Annotated in this window: 19 protein-coding genes; 11 read left to right on the top strand and 8 right to left on the bottom strand. The window is 43.6% G+C overall.

Features of this window, described 5'->3' with window-relative positions; all coding sequences use genetic code 11:
• Nucleotides 1-8 precede the first annotated feature (8 nt).
• Nucleotides 9-182 carry a hypothetical protein gene (locus sps_RS28035; protein ID WP_144046954.1) on the bottom strand — a complete coding sequence of 58 codons (174 nt, stop codon included), beginning with the start codon at nt 180-182 and terminating at the stop codon, nt 9-11.
• A gap of 488 nt (nt 183-670) precedes the next feature.
• Between sps_RS28035 and sps_RS07000 the strand changes: the two genes are divergently transcribed.
• Together sps_RS07000 and sps_RS06995 are read left to right on the top strand one after the other, a co-directional pair.
• Nucleotides 671-2,284 carry a mechanosensitive ion channel family protein gene (locus sps_RS07000; RefSeq protein WP_077751883.1) on the top strand — a complete coding sequence of 538 codons (1,614 nt, stop codon included), beginning with the start codon at nt 671-673 and terminating at the stop codon, nt 2,282-2,284.
• A gap of 160 nt (nt 2,285-2,444) precedes the next feature.
• Nucleotides 2,445-3,386 carry a chemotaxis protein CheV gene (locus sps_RS06995; RefSeq protein WP_077751882.1) on the top strand — a complete coding sequence of 314 codons (942 nt, stop codon included), beginning with the start codon at nt 2,445-2,447 and terminating at the stop codon, nt 3,384-3,386.
• Between the two features lie 8 nt (nt 3,387-3,394).
• On the opposite strand, the gene sps_RS06990 is transcribed toward sps_RS06995, so the two are convergent.
• A complete protein-coding gene (locus tag sps_RS06990) occupies nt 3,395-4,063 on the bottom strand; it encodes a hypothetical protein (protein ID WP_077751881.1) in 669 nt (222 codons plus the stop codon).
• 78 nt (nt 4,064-4,141) lie between these two features.
• Complete coding sequence (locus sps_RS06985) at nt 4,142-4,501, bottom strand: DUF2750 domain-containing protein (RefSeq protein WP_077751880.1); 360 nt, start codon at nt 4,499-4,501, stop codon at nt 4,142-4,144.
• 263 nt (nt 4,502-4,764) lie between these two features.
• Here sps_RS06985 and sps_RS06980 point away from each other — a divergent pair, with 263 nt between their 5' ends.
• From sps_RS06980 to sps_RS06965, 4 genes are all read left to right on the top strand, one after another.
• Entirely contained in the window at nt 4,765-5,952 is a 1,188-nt protein-coding gene (locus sps_RS06980) for a lytic murein transglycosylase (RefSeq protein ID WP_077751879.1), read from the top strand.
• 176 nt (nt 5,953-6,128) lie between these two features.
• Nucleotides 6,129-7,004, top strand: coding sequence for a WYL domain-containing protein (locus tag sps_RS06975; protein ID WP_077751878.1), 876 nt, complete (start codon nt 6,129-6,131; stop codon nt 7,002-7,004).
• 183 nt (nt 7,005-7,187) lie between these two features.
• Nucleotides 7,188-7,670 carry an FKBP-type peptidyl-prolyl cis-trans isomerase gene (locus sps_RS06970; protein ID WP_077751877.1) on the top strand — a complete coding sequence of 161 codons (483 nt, stop codon included), beginning with the start codon at nt 7,188-7,190 and terminating at the stop codon, nt 7,668-7,670.
• A 122-nt stretch (nt 7,671-7,792) separates the two neighbouring features.
• A complete protein-coding gene (locus sps_RS06965; protein WP_077751876.1) occupies nt 7,793-8,011 on the top strand; it encodes a DUF3389 domain-containing protein in 219 nt (72 codons plus the stop codon).
• A gap of 29 nt (nt 8,012-8,040) precedes the next feature.
• On the opposite strand, the gene sps_RS06960 is transcribed toward sps_RS06965, so the two are convergent.
• Entirely contained in the window at nt 8,041-9,051 is a 1,011-nt protein-coding gene (locus sps_RS06960) for a glutathione S-transferase family protein (RefSeq protein ID WP_077751875.1), read from the bottom strand.
• Between the two features lie 212 nt (nt 9,052-9,263).
• Here sps_RS06960 and sps_RS06955 point away from each other — a divergent pair, with 212 nt between their 5' ends.
• The 4 genes from sps_RS06955 to sps_RS06940 all read left to right on the top strand — a co-directional run bounded on the left by sps_RS06955 (nt 9,264) and on the right by sps_RS06940 (nt 15,166).
• On the top strand, nt 9,264-9,935 hold the full coding sequence (locus sps_RS06955; RefSeq protein ID WP_077751874.1) for an alpha/beta hydrolase: 672 nt from the start codon (nt 9,264-9,266) through the stop codon (nt 9,933-9,935).
• A gap of 349 nt (nt 9,936-10,284) precedes the next feature.
• On the top strand, nt 10,285-12,021 hold the full coding sequence (gene ushA / locus sps_RS06950) for a bifunctional UDP-sugar hydrolase/5'-nucleotidase UshA (RefSeq protein ID WP_077751873.1): 1,737 nt from the start codon (nt 10,285-10,287) through the stop codon (nt 12,019-12,021).
• Nucleotides 12,022-12,701: 680 nt separating this feature from the next.
• Nucleotides 12,702-14,432, top strand: a complete 1,731-nt coding sequence (ushA, locus tag sps_RS06945; protein WP_077751872.1) for a bifunctional UDP-sugar hydrolase/5'-nucleotidase UshA — start codon at nt 12,702-12,704, stop codon at nt 14,430-14,432.
• 293 nt (nt 14,433-14,725) lie between these two features.
• Nucleotides 14,726-15,166 carry an Hsp20 family protein gene (locus sps_RS06940; protein ID WP_077751871.1) on the top strand — a complete coding sequence of 147 codons (441 nt, stop codon included), beginning with the start codon at nt 14,726-14,728 and terminating at the stop codon, nt 15,164-15,166.
• A 163-nt stretch (nt 15,167-15,329) separates the two neighbouring features.
• On the opposite strand, the gene ilvN is transcribed toward sps_RS06940, so the two are convergent.
• The 4 genes from ilvN to sps_RS06920 form a co-directional block, all read right to left on the bottom strand.
• Nucleotides 15,330-15,824, bottom strand: a complete 495-nt coding sequence (ilvN, locus tag sps_RS06935) for an acetolactate synthase small subunit (protein ID WP_077751870.1) — start codon at nt 15,822-15,824, stop codon at nt 15,330-15,332.
• A complete protein-coding gene (locus tag sps_RS06930; protein ID WP_077751869.1) occupies nt 15,824-17,545 on the bottom strand; it encodes an acetolactate synthase 3 large subunit in 1,722 nt (573 codons plus the stop codon). Before sps_RS06930 ends, ilvN begins: the two co-directional genes overlap by 1 nt.
• Nucleotides 17,546-18,000: 455 nt before the next feature.
• Nucleotides 18,001-19,239: a multidrug effflux MFS transporter gene (locus sps_RS06925; protein ID WP_077751868.1), complete on the bottom strand. Its 1,239-nt coding sequence runs from the start codon at nt 19,237-19,239 to the stop codon at nt 18,001-18,003.
• 440 nt (nt 19,240-19,679) lie between these two features.
• A complete protein-coding gene (locus sps_RS06920) occupies nt 19,680-21,050 on the bottom strand; it encodes an aminotransferase-like domain-containing protein (RefSeq protein WP_077751867.1) in 1,371 nt (456 codons plus the stop codon).
• A gap of 187 nt (nt 21,051-21,237) precedes the next feature.
• On the opposite strand from sps_RS06920, the gene sps_RS06915 reads away from it, so the two are divergent.
• Nucleotides 21,238-21,846 (top strand): LysE family translocator, encoded by a 609-nt coding sequence (locus sps_RS06915; RefSeq protein WP_077751866.1) that lies wholly within the window; start codon nt 21,238-21,240, stop codon nt 21,844-21,846.
• The last annotated feature ends 66 nt before the right edge of the window (nt 21,847-21,912 follow it).

The raw sequence follows: 21,912 nt of genomic DNA, 5'->3' as shown, positions 1-21,912 counted from the left end.
ACTTAAATTTATTTACTGCCAGATAATAGCCAGTTCATAAATTTTAACGCTTCGGTGCGCTTTGAGAAAGTCTGTCGGTTTTTTCCTTGGCTATCGGTGAAAGCGATAGAAGATTTATTAACTGAAATAGAATCTACTGGAAAATTAACTGTGATCTGGTGACCATTTACATTGTACGACATAGGTCATACTCCTTATGTTTTACTGCTAGCATTAATCGGTAGCAGTTTGTATTTAATAATAAAATCCTTAGCAATTAGCAAAAGATGAGCATTAAGTTCGCTTTGAGATTACCCACCTTCGACGGTTTAATCAAGTAAACTAGTTATCAATAAATGTTAATATTTGTAATCTGTGAGATAACCACTAAACCGATTGGCTTCGAGTTAAACACAGATGTATGACAGCTAGATGACTATAGTTGAGTAGTTGAACCGGAGATATAATATTTTTGCGAGGCAGTGACGATATGGAGTCGGACTAACAAAGAAAATTAAATAAAGGTGTCTCAAATCTAACGGTCATTATATCGACGAACATGGACTTGTCAATACTCTTCTAACATTATTATCCGCTTTTTCGTTGTCGATATAATTAAGTTGTAAAACTGTTGTTTATGATAATAAGTGATAGAATTTGTGGGTGTTTTGTTAGCTGATGGTCGGTAAGTATGCGTTTGAGTAATCGTTTTTTCCTTCTTTTCTTATGTTCACTTATTTTATTTTCAAATGCCAATGCTGCAGGCGTGCCAAGCATGGTGGGAGTGCTCAAAGGTGCGTCAAATGAACAAGCTGACGCGGCTTCACTTTCTGTGCATCAAAAGTATCAGTATAAGGATGAATTCAAACGCGATACTCCTAGGGGGACGCTGGAAGGATTTACCCAAGCGGCCTATGAACAAGATTACGTCTTGGCAGCGAAATACTTAGATCTTCGTTATCTTCCTGAGGGAATGGTGAAAGATAAGGGGGCTGAATATGCCTCAAAGCTTCAAGCGATTATTGACCGCAATGTCTGGGTCGATCTCGATCAGATCAATGACTCTCCCCGTGGTAAAGACAATGATATGTTGCCGGCCTACAGAGATGCTTTTGGGCGAATAAAGCTTGAAAGTAGTGAAGTCTCCTTATTATTACAGCGTGTTCCTGGGAAACAGGGCTCAATTTGGAAGATATCTAATGCCACCGTGGCCAAGATCCCATCGCTTTATGAGCAGTTAGGCTACGGGCCTGTGGTGGAGTGGTTTGTTGATAACATACCTGAAGGGCGTTTGTTCAAAGTGAATCTTTGGGAGCTAACTTTACTCTTAGTGTACCTGGTTGCCGCTTTTATCGTTGTTATCCCAATTACCTGGATAATTAAATTCATAATTTTGAAAAGTAATTATGCGCTTAAAGAGGAGTTAGGCTATATCGTTGCCGGGCCATTACGTTTCTTTATCGCTGTGCTGTTAGACAGAGCTTGGATGGCTCACAGTAGTATTTCAGCCATGGCGCTGGAGATGGTTAACACTGGTTTTTTGTTGTTTATCGCTGTCGTATGGTTAGTCTGGTCTTCGTTAGGTATTTTTCAAGCGAGTCTTAAACGGCGTTGGCTTGCACAAGACAACCAACAAGGGGCTTCTCTGTTAGGACCCTTAACTAATTTTGTTAGAGTTATCTTTGTTGCCCTTGCAGGCCTTGTATGGTTAGAACATTTGGGGTTCAGTGCCAGTGCCATTCTGGCGGGAATGGGGATCGGTGGCGTCGCCATAGCCTTGGCTTCTAAACAATCCATAGAAAACTTCATCGGTACAATTACCTTATACTCAGCAGCTCCGATTCGGGTGGGTCAGCTTTGTCAGTTTGGTGCTATTAAAGGGACAGTGGAGCAGATTGGTTTAAGGTGTACTCAGATAAGAACCTTAGACAGAACTTTGATCCATGTGCCCAATGCAAAATTAGCTGAGATGGAGATAGAAAATATTTCCGAGCGTGAGAAAATCCGCTTCAAGGCCGATATCAGATTGGATTATGAGACCTCTTCCGAGCAGTTGAAAGGCATTATCGCCGATATCACGGCTATGCTTGAGCACCATAAAGAGGTGGATGAGAGTCCACTGCGGGTAACGTTTCAAGGGTTTGGTTTACACGGTTTGCAAGTTAACGTGTTTGCTTATGTGGGGACCACCAGTTTTCCGACCTATCAACTGGTAGCGGAAGAGTTGCATCTCGGCATCATGGATATTGTGGTGAATCATGGGTCACGCATCATTCCTGTAGCTCCTATAGCGGCAAAATTATAGGCATAATTAATCTCGAACATAAGTTATTATTTTGAGATTAACTTGATTTCTATCAGTTCGAAGAGAGCGATAAAGTCTATAATTAAGAAAAATATTATCGGGATGTCCTTTATTATTTTTGTTCCTTTATTTTGAGATTTTTTATTTTGAGAGCAGCATAATGGCAAAAGTACTCGACTCGGTTGACCAACGCACGAAGCTTGTAGGAGAAAACCGGCTTGAATTGTTATTGTTTCGAATCAATGCCACTCAGCTTTTTGCCATAAATGTGTTTAAAGTGAAAGAGGTGGTTAAACTGCCTCAATTGAGTGCAGTTCCGGGTAGCCACCCCCATATCAGCGGTGTGGCCAATATTCGTGGAACTTCCATTCCGGTGATCGATCTTCGTGGTGCTATTGGCTATAAATCCATCACAGGCGATCATGAAGCAAATATGATTATCACTGAATACAATCGCAGTGTTCAGGGTTTCAAGGTGGGTAAAGTCGAGCATATCGTCAATATGACTTGGGGAGATATCTTACCTCCACCTAAAACAGCAGGCAGTCATAACTATTTAACGGCGATCACTCGCATAGAAATTGATGGCGTGGGCCAACTCGTTTCTATTATCGATGTGGAAAAGGTGCTGGCAGAGATTATTCATTACGACATCACTTTGTCTGAAGGTGTACTCGATGAGACACTGGTTAATGAGATGCAGGGGCGTAAGATTTTAATTGCCGATGATTCTTCAACGGCGCGAAGACAGATAAAAGAAACGCTGGAACCATTAGGTATTGAGATCTTAGAAGTCTCAGATGGATTACAGGCTCTGAGGACGCTACAGCGTTGGTGTGATGAAGGTAAATCTGTGCAGGATGAGATTTTAATGTTGATCACCGATGCGGAAATGCCTGAGATGGATGGTTATAAGTTAACCCATGAAATCCGTAGCGATAAGCGAATGAATGATCTCTATATCACATTGAACACTTCATTAAGTGGTAGCTTTAATAAGGCCATGGTAGAGAAGGTCGGATGTGATCGTTTCATCTCTAAGTTTCAGCCTGACTTGTTAGTCGATGTGGTGCAGCAGAGGCTAAGAGAAATAGTTAAATAGGAGTAGGCTCAGAACCAGGTTTTATCGGCTAGAGGAGTGCCTTGTTCAATAGCTATGTCTTTTACCACCTCTTGTTTTACCCGTTTGGGTGAGGCTATGTTGATACGGGCTATTCTGACTGCGTAGCTAAACCTTTGGCGGCCAACCTGGGACAAGATCGCTTCGAAAAAAAGTCTATCTAAGCCCAAGGCTTGACTGTAATGAGACACAGCTTTTGACAATGAACTATATTTCACTCCGTCAAATTCAAACCCTACGACAAAATCGCTATTATCTATGTCTATGCCATCTAAACTCAGCGGCCAGCCAGTGGCATTGACTCTGTCTCTGGCAATTAGGTACATCATCCAGGCGCTTTTCTTGAAGCCCTCGAACACTTTACAGGAAAACTCAGAGTCGATTAATTCCTGCTCAGTCCAATTGACCCCTATGGCAAGATGTTTCGCATAGATACGCATCAATTCATCTTTGACTGCGAGCTGGCAATCCCAAATCGAAGTGAGTGGGCTTTTCTTTGCTAGTTTCAGGCATTCTTTACAGGCTGGGATCCCTAGGCTGGGATGTGGGGTGTGCACAGTTGCATGATACTCGAACACGCAGTTACTGGGCTCATTACAGAACCAACAAGTATGACGAAATTCGAAAGGGACATCGATGAGGAAAGCGGATTGCGTCATTTCGCCTCCAAAATAGGCGTGACGCAATACAGCTTGCTGATATTCATCAAATAATGTTCAGCTAATTGGAATAACTATCTATTCTTCTTCCACATTGACTAAAGATTTTGCAAGTTCGATAGGGTCGGTCTCTAAACATTCATGATCGGCTAACCAATCGGTACCAACAAGTACGCCATCATCATTTAGGTCCGATACCCAAAATTCAAGGAACTCAACTAAGGTGATAGACACAGGTTGATAATCAGACCACTCTTCGCTGCAGTGAACCTTGGCATTTGCTTCAGAAGACCACAGTGGCATTACGTCAGTATGTTCGTATTCAGATGAATCGCATACAACCCAGCCTTCACCGGTTTCATCTTGTAATCCCCAGACAACTTGATGTTGTTTTACATTCTCGATAAAGCTGGCTAGTTCAGGGGTAATTTCGCTCATGATAGATCTCTTAAGTGTGTAATTTAAACCGGGTCATTATACGCCAGGTGACGTTTTCTCCAAGGAAATCTTGCGGATTAACGCCTGTTGGATGAAACATTAAGTAAAAATAACCTTTTTTCTGTCGAAAAAGTGGGATTAAGACTTAAACTATCTTGTTCCTATAGTTATTATGGCTCAGATCTATGTCGTTTTTACGGCCTTGAGAATTTTCTTTTATCATTCTAGTCAAAATATTTTTTTGCATTCTTGGAGTTGTCGTTTTGATTAAAAATGTCCCATTAGCATCAGTACTCTTTGTATCCTCTCTCTGGGCGTTGCCAGCTAGCGCTGATGATTTCGCTGCTTGTGTCGTTAATCTGCAGGAAAAAGCCCAACAAGAGGGTCTTTCGAAGGAGACAATCGATAACGCGTTAGCCAATGTTAAATATGTCCCCAGAGTGATTGAACTCGATAAGAAGCAACCAGAGTTTAGTCAGACCTTCGATAATTATTTTAGTAAACGGGTGACAGACTGGCGTGTAAATCAAGGCCGGAAGATGCTGCGAGAGCACAAGGTTTTATTAGAGAAATTACAAGAAACCTATGGTATTCCACCGCAATATCTGATGGCATTTTGGGGGCTCGAAACCAATTTTGGCTCATATAAGGGCAAGATGCCAGTACTAGACTCATTAGCTACTTTGGCCTGTGACCCTCGTCGTAGTCAGTATTTTACCGGCGAGTTGATGAAAGCACTAAAGCTTAAAGAGAAGTATAATTTTGATCCCTCTACCATGGTGGGCTCTTGGGCTGGAGCCATGGGACATACCCAGTTTATGCCGAGTGCATATACTCACTACGCCGTCGACGGTGACGGTGATGGCAAAGCAGACCTATGGAATAGCACAGCTGATGCTTTGTCATCGGCGGCGAATTTCCTCAATCAACTCGGTTGGCAGAGAGACGAGCGTTGGGGCAGGGAAGTGAAATTACCTGCTAATTTCAATTATGATTATCTCGGTCAGCCCAAGGCTCAAGCTTTAGTCGAGTGGAAAAAGCTTGGATTGACCCAGAGCAATGGCGCTGCTCTATCGACCCCCGACATGAATGCCAAGCTCTATCTTCCCGCGGGGCATACTGGCCCGGCATTCTTAGGTTATAAGAATTTCGATGTGATCATGCGCTGGAACCGTTCTGAGTTTTATGCCATCGCCGTCGGCCATCTAGCCGATAGAATTAATGGCGGCGTTGGATTAGTCATTGCGCCACCTAAGCAAGATAATTTAAGCCGTGCACGGGTGAAAGCCTTACAAGCTAAGTTAAATGATAAGGGTTTCGATGTGGGCAAACCTGACGGTGTGATGGGAAGAAACTCTAAGGCTGGCTTACGTGCCTATCAGCAAAGTGCTGGCCTAGTTGCCGATGGATTTCCCGATGAAGCGACGTTTAAGGCAATCGGGGTTAACTAGTCAGTTACTCCTAATACCGATTGGTATAAGCACTGCTAATTATTATTCATTTCCCTTTAAAGGTGTAATCACATTGATTGCACCTTTTGTTTTTATCCTTTAGATTACCTATTCCTGAAACTCGGTGTGAGTCCGGTAGTTTCTACATGCTGTATCAATAAAAGAGATAAAAGTGTATGAATATTATGGATAACCTTTCACATGCTCAAAAGCAGCGACTCGCTTTTATCGATTTCAGCCTACAATATTTCGGTCAAGTCTCCCGTCAGGATCTGATTAAAAAATTTGCTACCGGCTTGGCGGCTGCGACCCGTGATTTTTCCAGTTACCGTGGCTTGGCTCCAGATAACATGACCTTGGTACACCAGACTAAAAGCTATCATAGAAACCCTGAGTTTAGAGCCCTATTCCAGCATGAGCCGGAAGGAATATTGCACGGTTTAGCCAAAGGCTTCGGTGATGGACTGTCTCATCCCATCTCCCCGAGCGAAGTTTGTATCGATGCGGTGCAACTCATTCACCCAGACACGGAGATCATTGCCGCCTTAATGCGTGCGATTCAAAATAAGCTGGCAATTAAAATAAAATATGTGTCTGTCTCATCAGGAGAGAAAGAACGTGAAATCGTGCCCCATGCCTTAGTCAATAATGGTCAGCGTTGGCATGTGCGAGCTTTTGATCGTGATCACCAAGTGTTTACCGACTTTGTTGTCACCCGAATTAAGATGATCTCTGGTGCCACTAGCGTGCCAGCTTTTAATGAAACACAGGTTAAAGATACCCATTGGGATCTGATGATCACCTTACGCTTAATCCCACATCCAAGTCTGAAACACCCGGAGGCCATCGCACTGGATTATCAGATGCAGGACAATAAAATAGAAGTTCAGACTCGAGCAGCTTTAGCCGGATATCTGTTAAGACAGTGGAGCGTCGATTGTTCTGCTAAGCACCAGATCACCACTGGCGTGTGTCAGCTTGCCTTGGCTAATCACGAGATACTCAAGCACATTGAACAATTAGCGATTATTCCTGGTGCCTCCAATCGCTGATAACAGCAAGAATTAGAGATGCTAGAGCAGATTGAACAACTCGTTATTTTCCCTGTTGGGTATAATCGTCAATCCTGAATTGGTGGCTATTTCTGCCGACGACTATTAACACTAGAGTGCGTCAGGGACTTTTGTTAAACTTCGTCACCAAAATACAGTCAGGTATAGAGTTAAGGACATTTGATGAGCATTAAAAATGATATGGTTGTTCAGTTTAAATACACACTGCGCGATGAGCAGGGTGAAGTGTTAGAGACAAATAAAGATCTGGACCCTATCGCGTATCTGCACGGCCATAACAACATGATGCCTGGTGTTGAAGATTCAATTGAAGGTAAAGAGGTTGGCGCAAGCTTCTCTGTCACACTGGCGCCGGAAACTACCTACGGTGTTAGAAATGAAGATGCGATTCAACGTGTTTCTGTTAAGCACCTACAAGGTGCTAAAAAATGGAAAGCGGGCATGCGCGCATTGATCGATACAGATCAAGGCCAACGTCAGGTCACTATTGTCAAGATGGGTAAGTTTATGGCAACAGTTGATGTCAATCACCCTTTGGCGGGTCGTGAGCTCACATTCGATATCGAGATAATCGAAGCGCGTGATGCAACTGATGAAGAGGTTGCCCACGGTCATGCCCACGGTAAAGGCGGACATCACCACTAATCGCTTTAGCGATTAGCTAGAGGCAGATAAAACCAGCATTATTGCTGGTTTTTTATTTTGGTCTCTTATTTGGTTTTTTGCCAAATTTAATTGAACTGATATTAGGAATAGTTAGCAAGCATATGGTTATCGATTTTTCTCAGGGGAAGGTGATCTTGTCTCAGTTTGAGGTGCAAGTACGATTTAGTACCTCAGGTATAACCATGTATGCCATGGTTGAAGACATTAAATTCATCGATGATGCTCTCATTATGCACGCCGACGCTGGGGCCGTAAGGTGGAGCTTAAAATTAGATTCTGCTGAGCAATTAGCGGCCATCCGCGAGGAGTTAGGCGTCTAGCAGACGCCTCTGGTTTATACCAATTGTGGTTATAAGTCTTGTCTGTTATGGGGGGCTAAATAATCCAATATCGGGCCATTTGGCACAATTCTGCTTGGATTGATATTGGCATGGCTGAAGTAATAGTGCTGCTTAATGTGTTCAAAACTCACTGTGGCTGCAATCCCTTCGACCTGATACAGCTCTCTTAGATAGCCGGATATTGCTGGGTAATCCTGAATGCGTTGCTTATTGGTCTTGAAGTGGCCGACATAGACGGCATCGAAACGAATTAAGGTAGTAAACAGCCTCCAATCGGCTTCTGTTATCTTGTTTCCTGTGAGATATCGCTTCTTGGTTAGTGTTGATTCCAGTTTATCTAGTGCCGTAAAAATCTCATTAAACGCTTCGCTGTATGCAGCTTGGGAAGTGGCGAAGCCCGCTCGATAAACACCGTTATTGATGCTTGAATAGATATATTCATTGAGCGTATCAATCTCTTCTCGTAAGGCTTTAGGATAAAAATTCATCTGATTATCGGTCAGGTGATTGAACGCTGAATTAAACATACGAATGATCTCAGCTGACTCATTACTGACTATGGTTTGAGTTTGCTTATCCCAGAGTACAGGCACTGTGACGCGTCCGCTGTAGTCGTGGGCTGCCAGTTGATATATTTGATAGAGGAATGCTTTATTGTTCAGAGCGTCTTCATCAGCCCCTGTTATATGGACAGCATCTTGGCTTTGGCTAGCTCCCGCAAACTCCCAGCCATTGTGCAGCATGTGAGGTTCGACGACAGTGACATCGATAATATTTTGTAATGACTTAAGTTCACGGAAAATTAGTGTCCTGTGTGCCCAAGGACAAGCAAGAGAGACGTATAGATGATACCTGTTCGCTTCAGCCTTGAACCCTTGTTTATTGGTTTTTTCGGGGTAAGCTTGCCCGTCGGTGGTGATCCAATTTCTGAAACGTGCATCCTCACGTACAAATTTACCGCCATTCTCTTTGGTCGAGTACCATTGGTCGACCCATTTTCCATCTTGAAGTAAGCCCATTTTATTCCTCTGCACTGTTTCTGTACTGTGTCTGCACTATGAATGTCTATTATCCAATTTAACTCTCAATTAAATGGATTAAAAGGCCATAATTTGGCTCTTAATATCCAATTTAATCGAATGTTTACGCATCTATATGCTAGCTAGCTTAGGTTATGATGATCCTGATATGATGTCGGCGGTAAAAGTTCATTAAACATAAAGGGAAATAGATGTCAGTAGCAGCATTAGAGCGAATAACCATAGAGCCAAACACCAGTGCAACAGCATGTGTGATCTGGTTACACGGCTTAGGTGATTCCGGAGCCGGATTTGCCCCTGTAGTACCGGTGCTAGGTCTGCCAGATGATCACAGCATTCGTTTTATCTTCCCTCATGCTCCCGAGCAAGCGGTGACGATCAACCAAGGTTATGTGATGCGAAGCTGGTACGACATTAAGAGCATGGATCTGCATAATCGTGCTGATATGCCAGGGGTCATGGACTCAGAGCAATCAGTCATTGCACTGATACAGGAGCAGATCGATTCAGGAATACCTGCAGATAAAATCGTACTGGCAGGTTTTAGCCAAGGTGGAGTCATGAGTCTGTTTAGCGGGTTAAGATATCCACAAACCTTAGCTGGCATAATGGCGCTGTCTTGCTACTTACCTACGGCTGATGAATTGCCAGCTCAATTAAGTGAAGCAAATAAGCAGACGAGCATACTTCAGCACCATGGTGAGCAAGATGATGTGGTGCCACTGTTTGCCGGTAAGATGGCTAATGCTCTGTTGCTGCAAGCCGATTATCAAACCGAATGGAAAACCTATGCCATGGGACACAGTGTGTTACCACATCAACTGCAAGATATTGGAACATGGCTAGTCAGCAGATTGATCTAGATGAATCTTTTGTGAATTAATTCACAAGGGTACAAGTTGTCACCTCTGAGGTTTGTTTTGTATTTAGCAAAGTCAGAGGTTACGACAAGAAAGGTTAAGCTGTTGAAAAATAACTTGATACAAGCACTCCCTAAGTCTAGAAATGAAATACTGGTTCTATTCCCCCCTCTAACAGACGTTCATCTTCCTTTATAGCAAACGAGATTCATCAATAAGTCACTGTAAATATTGATATTTGCTAACAAGTTTACTATCTGGGTAACACAGGTATCGCCCTTGCTTTGATATCATTGCAGCCTCTGGATCAAAGAGTCCGAGTATTAATAATTAAAACCTAGGGGTTGATGTAATGACAAATAAGTTAATAAAAGGCCTAGTAGCAACTGCAGTTTTAGCTGCATTGGCAGGCTGTAATTCTAGTGATGACGATACACCACTGACAGCGTGTGAAGCTGCAGGTGATGCCTGTACTAGGTTTACCGTGATCCACACCAATGATAACCATGGTCGTTTCTGGCAAAACAGTGACGGCGAGTATGGTATGGCGGCGCGTAAGACTGTGATCGATCAGATCCGCTCTGAAGTCGAGGGCTGGGGGGGAGAAACTATTTTGTTATCTGGTGGTGATATCAACACAGGTGTGCCGGAATCTGATATGCAAAATGCCGTACCTGACTTTATGGGAATGAATATTTTACGTTATGACGCCATGGCTGTGGGGAATCATGAGTTTGATAACTCGTTAACTGTACTCGATATGCAGGCCAATATTGCTCAATTTCCTATGCTAGCGGCTAACATATACCACAAGGACAGTGATGAGCGTTATTTCCAGCCATATCGTGTATTCGATATTAATGGTTTAAAAGTGGCTATCATAGGCTTCACCACGGTCGATACACCTAAAGTGGTTAGCCCTGATAATGTGGCCAGTCTGGATTTCACCGACCCTCAAGATGAGATCCAGAAAGTGCTTGCTGAGATTGACGCAAATGAAACTGTCGATATGGTGTTTGCCCTGACCCATATGGGGCACTACGCTGGCGGTAACCATGGTACTGAAGCGCCGGGGGATTATACCTTAGCCCATAGTGTGGAGCCTGGTCAGCTACAGGCTATTATCGGTGGTCATTCACAAAACCCAGTGTGTATGGAAGGCGATGAGTACGCCGACTTTACACCGGGTGATGCGTGTAAACCAGATATGCAAAATGACACCTTTATCATGCAAGCCCATGAATGGGGCAAGTATGTTGGTCGTGCCGATTTTGAATATATGGATGGTAAATTAACACTCGCTAGTTATAACCTGATCCCTATTAACCTTAAAGATGATGAAGGCAACTTCTATACTCAGGAGATAGAGCAAGATCAAATAGTGATCGATGCACTGCAGCACTACCAAAATGAAGGGCAAGAGCTTCTAGATGTGGTTATCTCCAATACCGATGGCAAGCTCGAGGGTGACCGTGATATGGTTCGCTCCGAGCAAACCAACTTGGGTCAATTGCTCACTCGTGCCTATGGTGACTGGGTGACAGCTAATTTCAAGCCAACAGTTGATTTTGGTGTGATGAACTCAGGGGGCGTCCGCGCTTCTATTGCTCCTGGTGATGTGTCTTACCGAGATGTACTGACCGTACAGCCATTCGGAAATGATGTGGCCTTTGTCACTATGTCGGGTTCAGAAGTACAAGCGTACCTTGCTGATGTAGCTCAAAAGACTGGTGGCGGCATGCCGCAGCTTTACCCTATGGATATGACGGTGCGGTGTGATGCAGTTGAAATAAACCCAGAAGCAACATCTGGTGATATAGTTCAGATCACTTCACTCGGTGACCGTGAGTTTAACTTGGAAAGTGAATACACTTTCTCTTTGATTAACTTCAGCGCTTCAGGCGGTGATGATTATCCGGTTATCACAGATCACACTAACTATGTTGATACCCAGCGCAGTGATGCATCGGTGCTTCGCGAATACTTTGAAAAAAATCCAAGTATTAAGGTTGCCGATTATGCCCCTGCTAATGGCGGACATCCGGTCTTTATGCGTGGTAGTGATATAGTTAAGAGCTGCGCTAAATAAACAGCTTTAAAACATCACTAAAGTTAATTAGAGAAAGCAGCCACAAGGCTGCTTTTTTGTGTCTGGTGACAAGTCATACACAATTAGTATAAAGGTGTGGTCACTCAGCGAGAATTTAGCGCTTCAGGGGCAAGGTCATTAGTCATATTTTATGTACCATCAACTCTGCCTCCTTTTGTTATATTTAAAAACACTAATTTAACAATTGTGAGTTATCCCGCCAATTAAATATGATCGTTTTCGATCCTGAGAACCAAAAACTACTAAAAACAGACATAGCTAACGATTCTGTACCTAACATACCTTCAAATATCGATATTTATTAATCCAAAAACATCATGGTTGCGCCTTACCACTGTTCTTGTTTTTTTGTGGCTAATGATTTTTGGTTGTCTTGCTAACTCATTGAATATCTAGGGGAGGTTCGCTGTTTGTATTCTTTGAAAAGTCATTTTATATTAATTGCTTTAACCTCTGGTTTGGCTTGTTCTTATTTGAGAACAGTTGTCGATATAAATCACTGTATTTAAAAACATTAACGTCACATAAATTCATTAAAATGACACATTAGCCAAATATTCTTTGCTATGATGTTGCCAGCGAGATCGTAGAATCCGTGTTTGTAAAAAATGATGGTTACCAAAAAAGATATTTTATAAAAAATCAAGGGGTTGATAGTAATGACAAATAAACTAATTAAAGGTTTAGTTGCGACAGCAGTTTTAGCTGCATTATCTGGTTGTGGTAGTGACAACGACGATGTAATGGTACCTAAGACATGTGCCGAAGCGGGTGATGCATGTACAACATTCACCGTACTTCACACTAACGATAATCATGGTCGTTTCTGGGAAAACGGTGATGGCGAGTATGGCATGGCTGCTCGTAAAACACTGATTGAACAGTTACGTGCCGAAGTTGAGTCTAATGGCGGCGAAACCATTCTTCTTTCTGGTGGTGATATCAATACAGGTGTGCCTGAGTCAGATCTTCAAGATGCCGAGCCTGACTTTATTGGTATGAATCTTATTGGTTATGATGCGATGGCTGTGGGTAATCATGAATTCGATAACCCATTATCTGTGTTAGATATCCAGCGCGAATTAGCAGAATTTCCAATGTTGGCTGCTAACATCTACAAAGCCGATGGGACACGCTATTTTGAACCATACAAAGTATTCGATATTAATGGTCTACGCGTTGCTGTTATCGGTCTAACGACGGAAGACACGGCTAAAATCGGTAACCCAGAGTTTATTAGCGAGTTGACCTTTACCGATCCTAAAGTGGAGATTGCTAAAGTCATTAAAGAGATCAATGACGCTGACGAAGCGGACATTATCTTTGCAACAACACACATGGGCCATTATGCAGATGGCCAAAATGGTAGTAATGCACCAGGTGATGTCGCGATGGCGCGCTCATTAGAAGCGGGTTTACTGCAAGCCGTTATCGGTGGTCACTCACAAAACCCTGTTTGTATGGAAGGTGACGAGTATGCCGACTTTAACCCAGGTGATGAATGTGCACCGGATCAGCAAAATGGTACTTATATCATGCAAGCCCATGAATGGGGCAAGTATGTTGGCCGTGCAGATTTCGAATACTTCAACAACGAACTTCACCTAGCTAGCTACAAGCTAATCCCTGTTAACTTAGTTCAGACCGTTGTCGATGAGAATGGCGATGCTGTACGTGATGAGAATGGCGATAAAGTTAAAGAGCTAGTGGGTGAGAAGATTGAGCCAGATCTTACTGTTCAGCAAATTCTTAAGCAATATCAAGATAAAGGCCAGGAAAAGCTAGGCGAAGTGATTGCGACTACCGATGATCTGCTTAATGGTGAGCGTAGTGACGTTCGTTGGATGCAGACTAATTTAGGTCGTCTGATCGCAATGGCACACAGTGAAAAAGTGGGTTCAGATTTTTCTGTCATGAATTCAGGTGGCGTGCGTGCATCAATTGAAGCGGGTGAAATCACTTATCGCGATGTATTGACCGTTCAGCCGTTTGGCAACATGGTCACACTAAGTACTATGACTGGTGCTGAAGTGACTGAGTATCTAAATGTTGTTGCGTCTATGCAACGTGGTTCAGGGGCTTATGCTCAGATCACTGGTGTTAAGATGGCTGTCGACTGTACTGCCAGCACTGTTGCAATTAGTGAAATCAATGGTAAAGACTTTAGTGCAACTGACTCTTACACATTTACTGTTCCTAGTTTTAACGCTGCGGGCGGTGACGGTTATCCTGAGCTAAATCCGGTGCAAACGGGTTATGTTGATGCAGAAGTACTTTATACTTTCTTTAAAGAGAAAGGTTCAATAGTTGCTGCCGATTACAACCCTGTTGGCGATATCGTATATGAAAACTCAGATAGCCCATTGGGCTGTGAGATAGCAACTAACTAATCGTTAGTTGCTCTATTAGAACGTGAAGGTCGCCGATGGCGACCTTTTTTATGGACTTTGATTGAGCTTCATTAATATTATTTAAATTATTTATGCATTTCCCTTGAAAACTTTAAATACGCCTACATATATAGTTTATGGAACGCTCGATGAGGTTCCTGAGTTAACTTAAAGCGTGATGCCTTCGGGGTCATAAGAGTTAACGATTAACAAACTGGTGCGACAGATCACTGCAGAAGCAGTCGAGTCGGCCAACTTAAATTAAATATATTGCTTAAGACAAGGATATAACTATGCGTAATTATGATCTTACTCCCCTATACCGCAGTGCCATTGGTTTCGATCGTTTAGCCCAGCTTGCAGAGCATGCGGCTTCGAATAAAGGCAATTCAGGCTACCCTCCCTATAACATTGAACTACTTAACGAGAATCGTTATCGCATCACCATGGCTGTTGCAGGCTTTACTATGGATGAACTCGATATCACCAGCGAAGGTGAGAAGTTAGTTGTTAAGGGAACGAAAGCTGCAGAAGACAAGACACGTAAGTATCTTTACCAAGGTATCGCAGAGCGCGGCTTCGAACGTACTTTTCAGTTGGCTGATTATGTCACAGTGACAGGTGCAAATCTTGAGAACGGCCTGCTCAATATCGACTTGCAAAGAGAGATCCCCGAAGCATTAAAGCCAAGAAAAATTGAGATAGGTAAGTCACGGGTGCTTGAGTCTGAATAACTGCACTAGATTGAAATAGGGTGATAAGTTAAGTATAGCGAGTTTAATATCTGCCTGGACTCAGTACTCGTTTATTGCTTGAGGCATTCACCATAATAAAAGGGAGCATCAGCTCCCTTTTTAGTGTCCGACTTTCAAATAAAGTCTATGAAATATCTATGACTTAAGCTCGCATTGCTTTCTCACCGCGCGACAATCCTACAACACCGGAACGAGACACTTCAACAACCTTAGTTACCTCACTCACAGCGCAGATAAAAGCATCTAGCTTGTCGGATGTACCAGCTAACTGAATAGTATAAAGCTCGGCAGTGATATCGACAATTTGACCGCGGAAAATGTCAGAAGTACGCTTTATTTCATCACGAACATTCCCCTTGGCTTTCACTTTTATCAAGGCTATCTCACGCTCAATATGATCAGATTCGGTTACATTAGAAACTTTCAAAATATCAATCAATTTATGTAGTTGCTTCTCAATCTGCTCAAGCACAGCCTCATCAGCCACCACACAGATGTTAAGGCGAGACAGGGTCACATCATCGGTGGGGGCGACGGTTAAGCTCTCAATATTGTAGCCGCGTTGAGAGAATAGGCCAACGACGCGAGATAGGGCGCCGGGTTGGTTTTCCAGTAATACAGATATAATACGACGCATTAGCTTTTCTCCGTTTTGCTCAGCCACATCTCGTTCATCGCGCCGCCACGGATCAACATGGGGTACACATGCTCAGTCTGATCGATATGTATGTCGACAAATACCAGCTTGTCTGTCATCGACAGGGCCTTCTTCAGACCCGATTCGAGTTCAGCAGGATCGCTAATTGTGATGCCTACATGGCCATAAGCTTCCGCAATTTTGGCAAAGTCGGGCACCGAATCCATATAAGAATGTGAGTGACGACCGGAATAGATCATATCTTGCCACTGTTTCACCATGCCGAGGAAACGGTTATTCAGGTTGATGATCTTGACCGGGATACCGTATTGAAGAGCCGTCGACAGCTCTTGAATATTCATCTGAATGGAACCGTCACCTGTGACGCACAGCACGGTAGCATCGGGATGGGCAAATTTCACGCCCATAGCGGCGGGGAGTCCAAAGCCCATGGTGCCCAGTCCGCCGGAGTTTATCCAGCGACGTGGTTTGTCGAATGGGTAATAGAGTGCGGCAAACATCTGGTGTTGACCCACGTCCGATGCCACATAGGCATCTCCATCGGTGAGCTTATGCAGTGTTTCGATCACTTGTTGGGGTTTAATCTTATCTGGACTGGTGTCATAGGCCAGGCTCTTGCGCGAACGCCATTGATTGATCTCGCTCCACCAAAAATCGATGGCGGCTTCATTGGCATTAGTATCACCGCTTGAAGCTAATTGCGCCAACATTTCATCGAGTATGCTATCGGCTGAACCGACTATGGGGATATCGACTCTGATCGTCTTAGAGATAGATGATGGATCGATATCTATGTGTAGAATGGTGGCGTTAGGGCAATACTTTTCGACATTGTTGGTGGTGCGATCATCGAATCTTACACCTATGCCGAAAATAAGATCGGTATTATGCATCGCCATATTGGCTTCATAGCAACCATGCATGCCTAGCATACCCAGACTGTTATCATGGCTGGCCGGAAAGGCGCCGAGTCCCATTAGGGTACTGACTACCGGAATATTGAGCTTTTCTGATAGCGCTAGAATTTGTTTGTCACATTCTGAAATGATGGCGCCGCCACCCACATACAGTACAGGCTTCTTGGCTTTTAGTAGGGCTTGTAAACCGCGGCGGATTTGGCCTTTATGACCCGAAGTCGTAGGATTATAAGAACGCATGCTGATATCTTTAGGATATTCATAATCATACAATATCTCAGGGTTCATACAATCTTTAGGTACATCGACGACAACCGGACCTGGGCGGCCACTGGCAGCGATAAAGAAGGCCTTCTTGATGATAGTAGGGATATCTTTAGCGTCGGTCACCAGGAAGCTATGTTTAACCACTGGGCGTGAGATACCGATCATGTCACATTCCTGGAATGCATCATTACCAATCAAGTTACTGGGCACCTGACCCGATATAATGACCAGTGGGATAGAATCTGTATAAGCGGTGGCGATACCTGTAATGGTGTTGGTAGCACCTGGGCCAGATGTCACCAGTACTACGCCTACATCGCCGGTTGAACGAGCATAACCATCGGCCATATGTACGGCAGCTTGTTCGTGACGTACTAGAATGTGTTCAATTTTTGATTTTTCGTGAAGGGCATCATAGATATCCAGCACAGATCCGCCTGGATAACCAAATATATGTTTCACGCCTTCGTCGATAAGAGATCGAACAACCATGCTGGCGCCGGATAACTTCTCCATTTGTAAACCCTCATAAGTTACCGCTACGGTATGCAGTATCTTGCAACAGCGACGGTAATCGCTTGAATAAAATGAGCGTGGATGGTGATCCTTGCTCTCGAAATGTCGAATAACTTTTGGTTTAAAGTTGATTTCACCCTGTAAGGCGCGACACCTGTTTCCAAATAAACAGAATTTCATCATATAAAAAAAGCAGATCTATTCAAGTTATTTTTTAAAATAACGCCGATTATGAGAAAAAATACGGTTAAAAATGCTGATAATGCTAAAAAAGTGAATTTTTAGTGAAGAAATCAAGAATAACTTCATGAGTCTTTATCGAATTGAATGAGAATGTTGATTCTGGTTGATATGGGATTCACTGTATTTTCAGATGTTTGCATCTACACAGTTGGGGAAAATAGGCCCTTATGCTGAGGCTGAGCATAAGGGTCTATTTCACAGTATAAGCAGGCTTAATTCACCTGTGTTAACTCGTTCTGGCTGCGCCGATGAGCAAAAAACTGACAAAAAGCGACCAAGACTACCGCACTTAGCATTAAGGCGGAGAAAGGCACAGCTGTGCCTGTATAAAACAAGGCTAATAGAGGGCCGGCTACCGCGCCGAAACCAAACCTCAAAGTGCCAACGACTGCGGTGGCTGTACCTGTCTCTTGCTGGAACTGCATCAACACAATCGCATCAGCATTGACAGACATTACGCCGAGGCACGCCATAAATGGCAGTAGGGTGATCACGGTAAAATGATAGCTCATCCCCAACCAGTTTACCGCGAAGAGGGCCGAACCGGCGATGATAGCCAGCAAGGTGGACACTTTGAGTATTCTGCGAGAACCATAACGAACGACAATACGGCTATTGACGACATTGGCCAGCATAAGTGCGGCGACATTGGTGCTAAACAAGATGGCAAACAGGGATTTATCTAAGCCGAAAACCTCCATATAGACAAATGGAGAAGCCGTCAGATAACAGAAGAATGCAAAGGAGGTCAATACGCCACTGGCAATGTGCAGTTTGACTCCGGGCTTAGTAAAGACCACGGCGTAGGCCCCGAAAAAAGACTTTTGACTACGCTTACTTAAATCTGTATCGCTGGGCATTTTCAACTTCCAAAACACCAAAACCAGCATGATCATCGCGTAGAAACCTAAGATGAAAAAGATAAGGTGCCATTCACCAAACTCCAGAATTAAGCTGCCTATACTAGGGGCAATTAATGGAGCTAGCATCATGATAAGGCTGACATAAGACATACCCTTAGCCGTGTTTTTCCCATATACCTCTTTGATATAACCTGGGACGACGACAGTAGCCGCGGCGCCGATGAAGGCTTGACCGAACCTGAGGGCTAAAAACGACTCTATGCTGGTGACAAAGGCTAATAGAAAGCTCATTAAGGCAAAGCCGGTTAGGCCCGCAATGACCAAAGGCCGGCGGCCAATTCTATCGGCCAGGGGGCCAAAGCAGAGCATGCCTAATGCATACCCTGCTAAATAGATGCTGAGTGACTGCTGCACCATAGTGATATCGGTATGGAAACTCGCGGCAATTGTCGCCATGGCGGGCAGGTAAAGATCGATAGCTAAAGGTGTGATTGCGATTATCGCTGACAACATGGGGATCAAGATAACAAGGTTTAAATTGACTGCAGGGTTTGTTGTCGGGCTTGTTTGGTTGGATGCCGTTTTCACTAATACCTCTTTAATTCAGTGAGAATGAGCCCTAAATAGGCACAGATGATTACTATCAAGTTAGATGGCTAAATTTAGACTAGGAAACCGGGCTACTCTTCTTGCGCATTTTGCACAATAACAGCAAATTATTCGGTTCGACGGAAAACCATCGGTGAGCCTACTGCTATAGCAAAGTGCTATGAAAAGTACGATGAAACAGTTCCGTGTAGAAACCGTTTATCAGAACGTTAATCGCATAGATTTAGTTGAATATTCTTGATATCGATAACTAGCTTGAGGACCGTTATCTGAGAGAAGAATTATTGTACGACTAATCACTAAAATTAGCCATGACTAACCTGAATTTAAGTTTAGTTTAAGCATAGATAATTGTAACTAAATGCAGCCTAGCATTAGTGTCTGTAAAGTATCTCTCCATGTTTCCATTAAGGAGGACTTCACATGATTGAATAGGCATTTTGAGTCAAGTTTAAGATACAAGATTCAATTGCGAGCAATGAGGCTTCAAACTCGACATTGCTACTGGCACCACCAATGCTCAATCGAATATAGTTATCGTGATTGTCAAAATCGTCGCCGTTGCGGATCAAGATCCCACTGGACGCCAAAGAGGTCACTACATGATGGGCCTTTACCGGTGACTTGAGCTGTAACCAACCAGTGAGTCCACGCCATCTGTTTTTAAGTCCCAGCCTTTCACTCATGTCTATACACATTGCTTGCCGCTGGGCGATGAGCTTTTCTCTGTCACCCATCAACGATTTTGTAGTGATAAGCTTAGTCGCCAGCTCGATGTTCAGTGGTGAGATCATCCAACATTGGCTATGGAGCGCAAGTTTAATCTGTGGCCTGAGCTGTTCGGGGATCAATAGGAAACCTTGTCTCAATCCACCAGAGAATAATTTAGACAAACTGGAGAGGTAGATCACCCTCTGGGGGGCTGAGCTACTTTTTTTAGTCAGAGCAAGGTTCCATAGCGGTGCTTTCCACTCTTGGGGTAAACAGTAATTCACATCATCTTCGATAATATAAAAGTCATGTTGCTGAGCCAGGTGGAGTAGGGTTTCTCTTTGGGCATCGCTATATTGGATGCAGGTTGGATTTTGATTATTCAGTGTCAGGTAGATGATTTTAGGTTGATGTTCAACGACTAACTGAGCAAGCGCTTCCAGATCGAGCCCATCATGAGTTAAGGGCACGCCTATGTTGTGAACCCCTAGTTGCTGGGCGGCTAACCTGATCCCCGGATAACAGTTCGCCTCATGAAGCAGAGTATCACCGGGTTTAAGTAAGCCGTTAAGAGTGACATATATGCCTTGCTGGGCGCCATGAGTAAAGAGTAGGTCTTCACTGGATTGGGTTATTCCGCGTTTAGATAACCACTGATGGAATACAAATTGCTGCTCAGGCAATGGATTGGGGTGATAGCCAAGTAACACACTGAGCTTGTGTGGGTCTTTGGCAAGTTGCGTTAAGGCGTCACTAAGAGCCCCTATCTGATTGGTCAAAGGTTGCTGACAGGTGGCAAAGTTCGCCTGCTGCTGTGCACTTGCCGGTTTAAATTGTGGTTTGACAAAGGTGCCAGCACCAACCCTAGCCTCAACCAGACCCTTTTGCTCAGCCAATGCATAGGCGCGCGTCACTGTGCCTATGGTAAACCCCACATTATCCGCCAGCCTTCGTTGAGGAGGAAGTTTAACTCCTGACTCGAGTTCACCTCGATTTATTGCCGCTTCAATAGCATCGAATAAACGTAAGTACTTAGGCCCTAAATAGGCATCTAAGTCTGGATTCCACATTGTACCCATGACAATAAAACCATTGATCCATTTTTAGTTATGGTTATTATGCGTTTTAGATTTAATTGTGTCAATAATTGTATGCGTACAATTGTGTTTGTAACAATTGTTGAGTTAGTCAATCTCGTTTTGTAGGCATGCAGTTACACATGATTAATAAGTCTATCAATAGAAAAACGAATAAACAGGAGAGAATATGGATCAATCTTTATGGGCGCTCATGATCTCGGCGGGAATATTTGGTGCCACTATGACAATGACACCAGGACCTAACAACATTTTGTTGGCCCAATCGGGGGCAAACTATGGCGTTAAAAGTACCTTACCCCATATTTTGGGGATCAGGGTGGGGCAGACGACGCTACATGTCTCCATTTTATTAGGACTAGGCGCGTTATTTGAGAGCTGGCCTATATTTCATCAAGTGCTTAAGTATCTTTCGATCGCTTATCTGCTGTTTCTCGCCTATCGGGTGGCTACTTCATGTGTGGGTGATAAACAACAAGATAGTGATGCCAGACCTATGACACTGAGAGAGGCTGCACTTTTTCAATGGGTGAATCCTAAATCATGGATGGCTACCATCACACTGTGCAGTGCATTTACTTTAGCGGGTGAAGCATTTTGGCTCAGTGCCATTCTTGGGGTGATTGTATTTAATCTGGTCGGCTTTCCAGCTTCTTTTACTTGGGTATTTCTTGGGGCGGCAATACGTAAACTGCTAAATTCAGCCAAGAGGCGAATGCACTTTAATTGGTTAATGGCTGCACTCTTAGTCGCTTCAATTCCAATGGTTATTAAGTAGCTTTTATATCGCTGTAGATAAATGTCAGCCTCTAGCTTGCTGCTAAACTATAAGAGTACAACTCTG

The organism is Shewanella psychrophila (assembly GCF_002005305.1).
GTDB lineage: Bacteria > Pseudomonadota > Gammaproteobacteria > Enterobacterales > Shewanellaceae > Shewanella > Shewanella psychrophila.
This window is presented reverse-complemented; position numbering and strand designations above follow the sequence as displayed.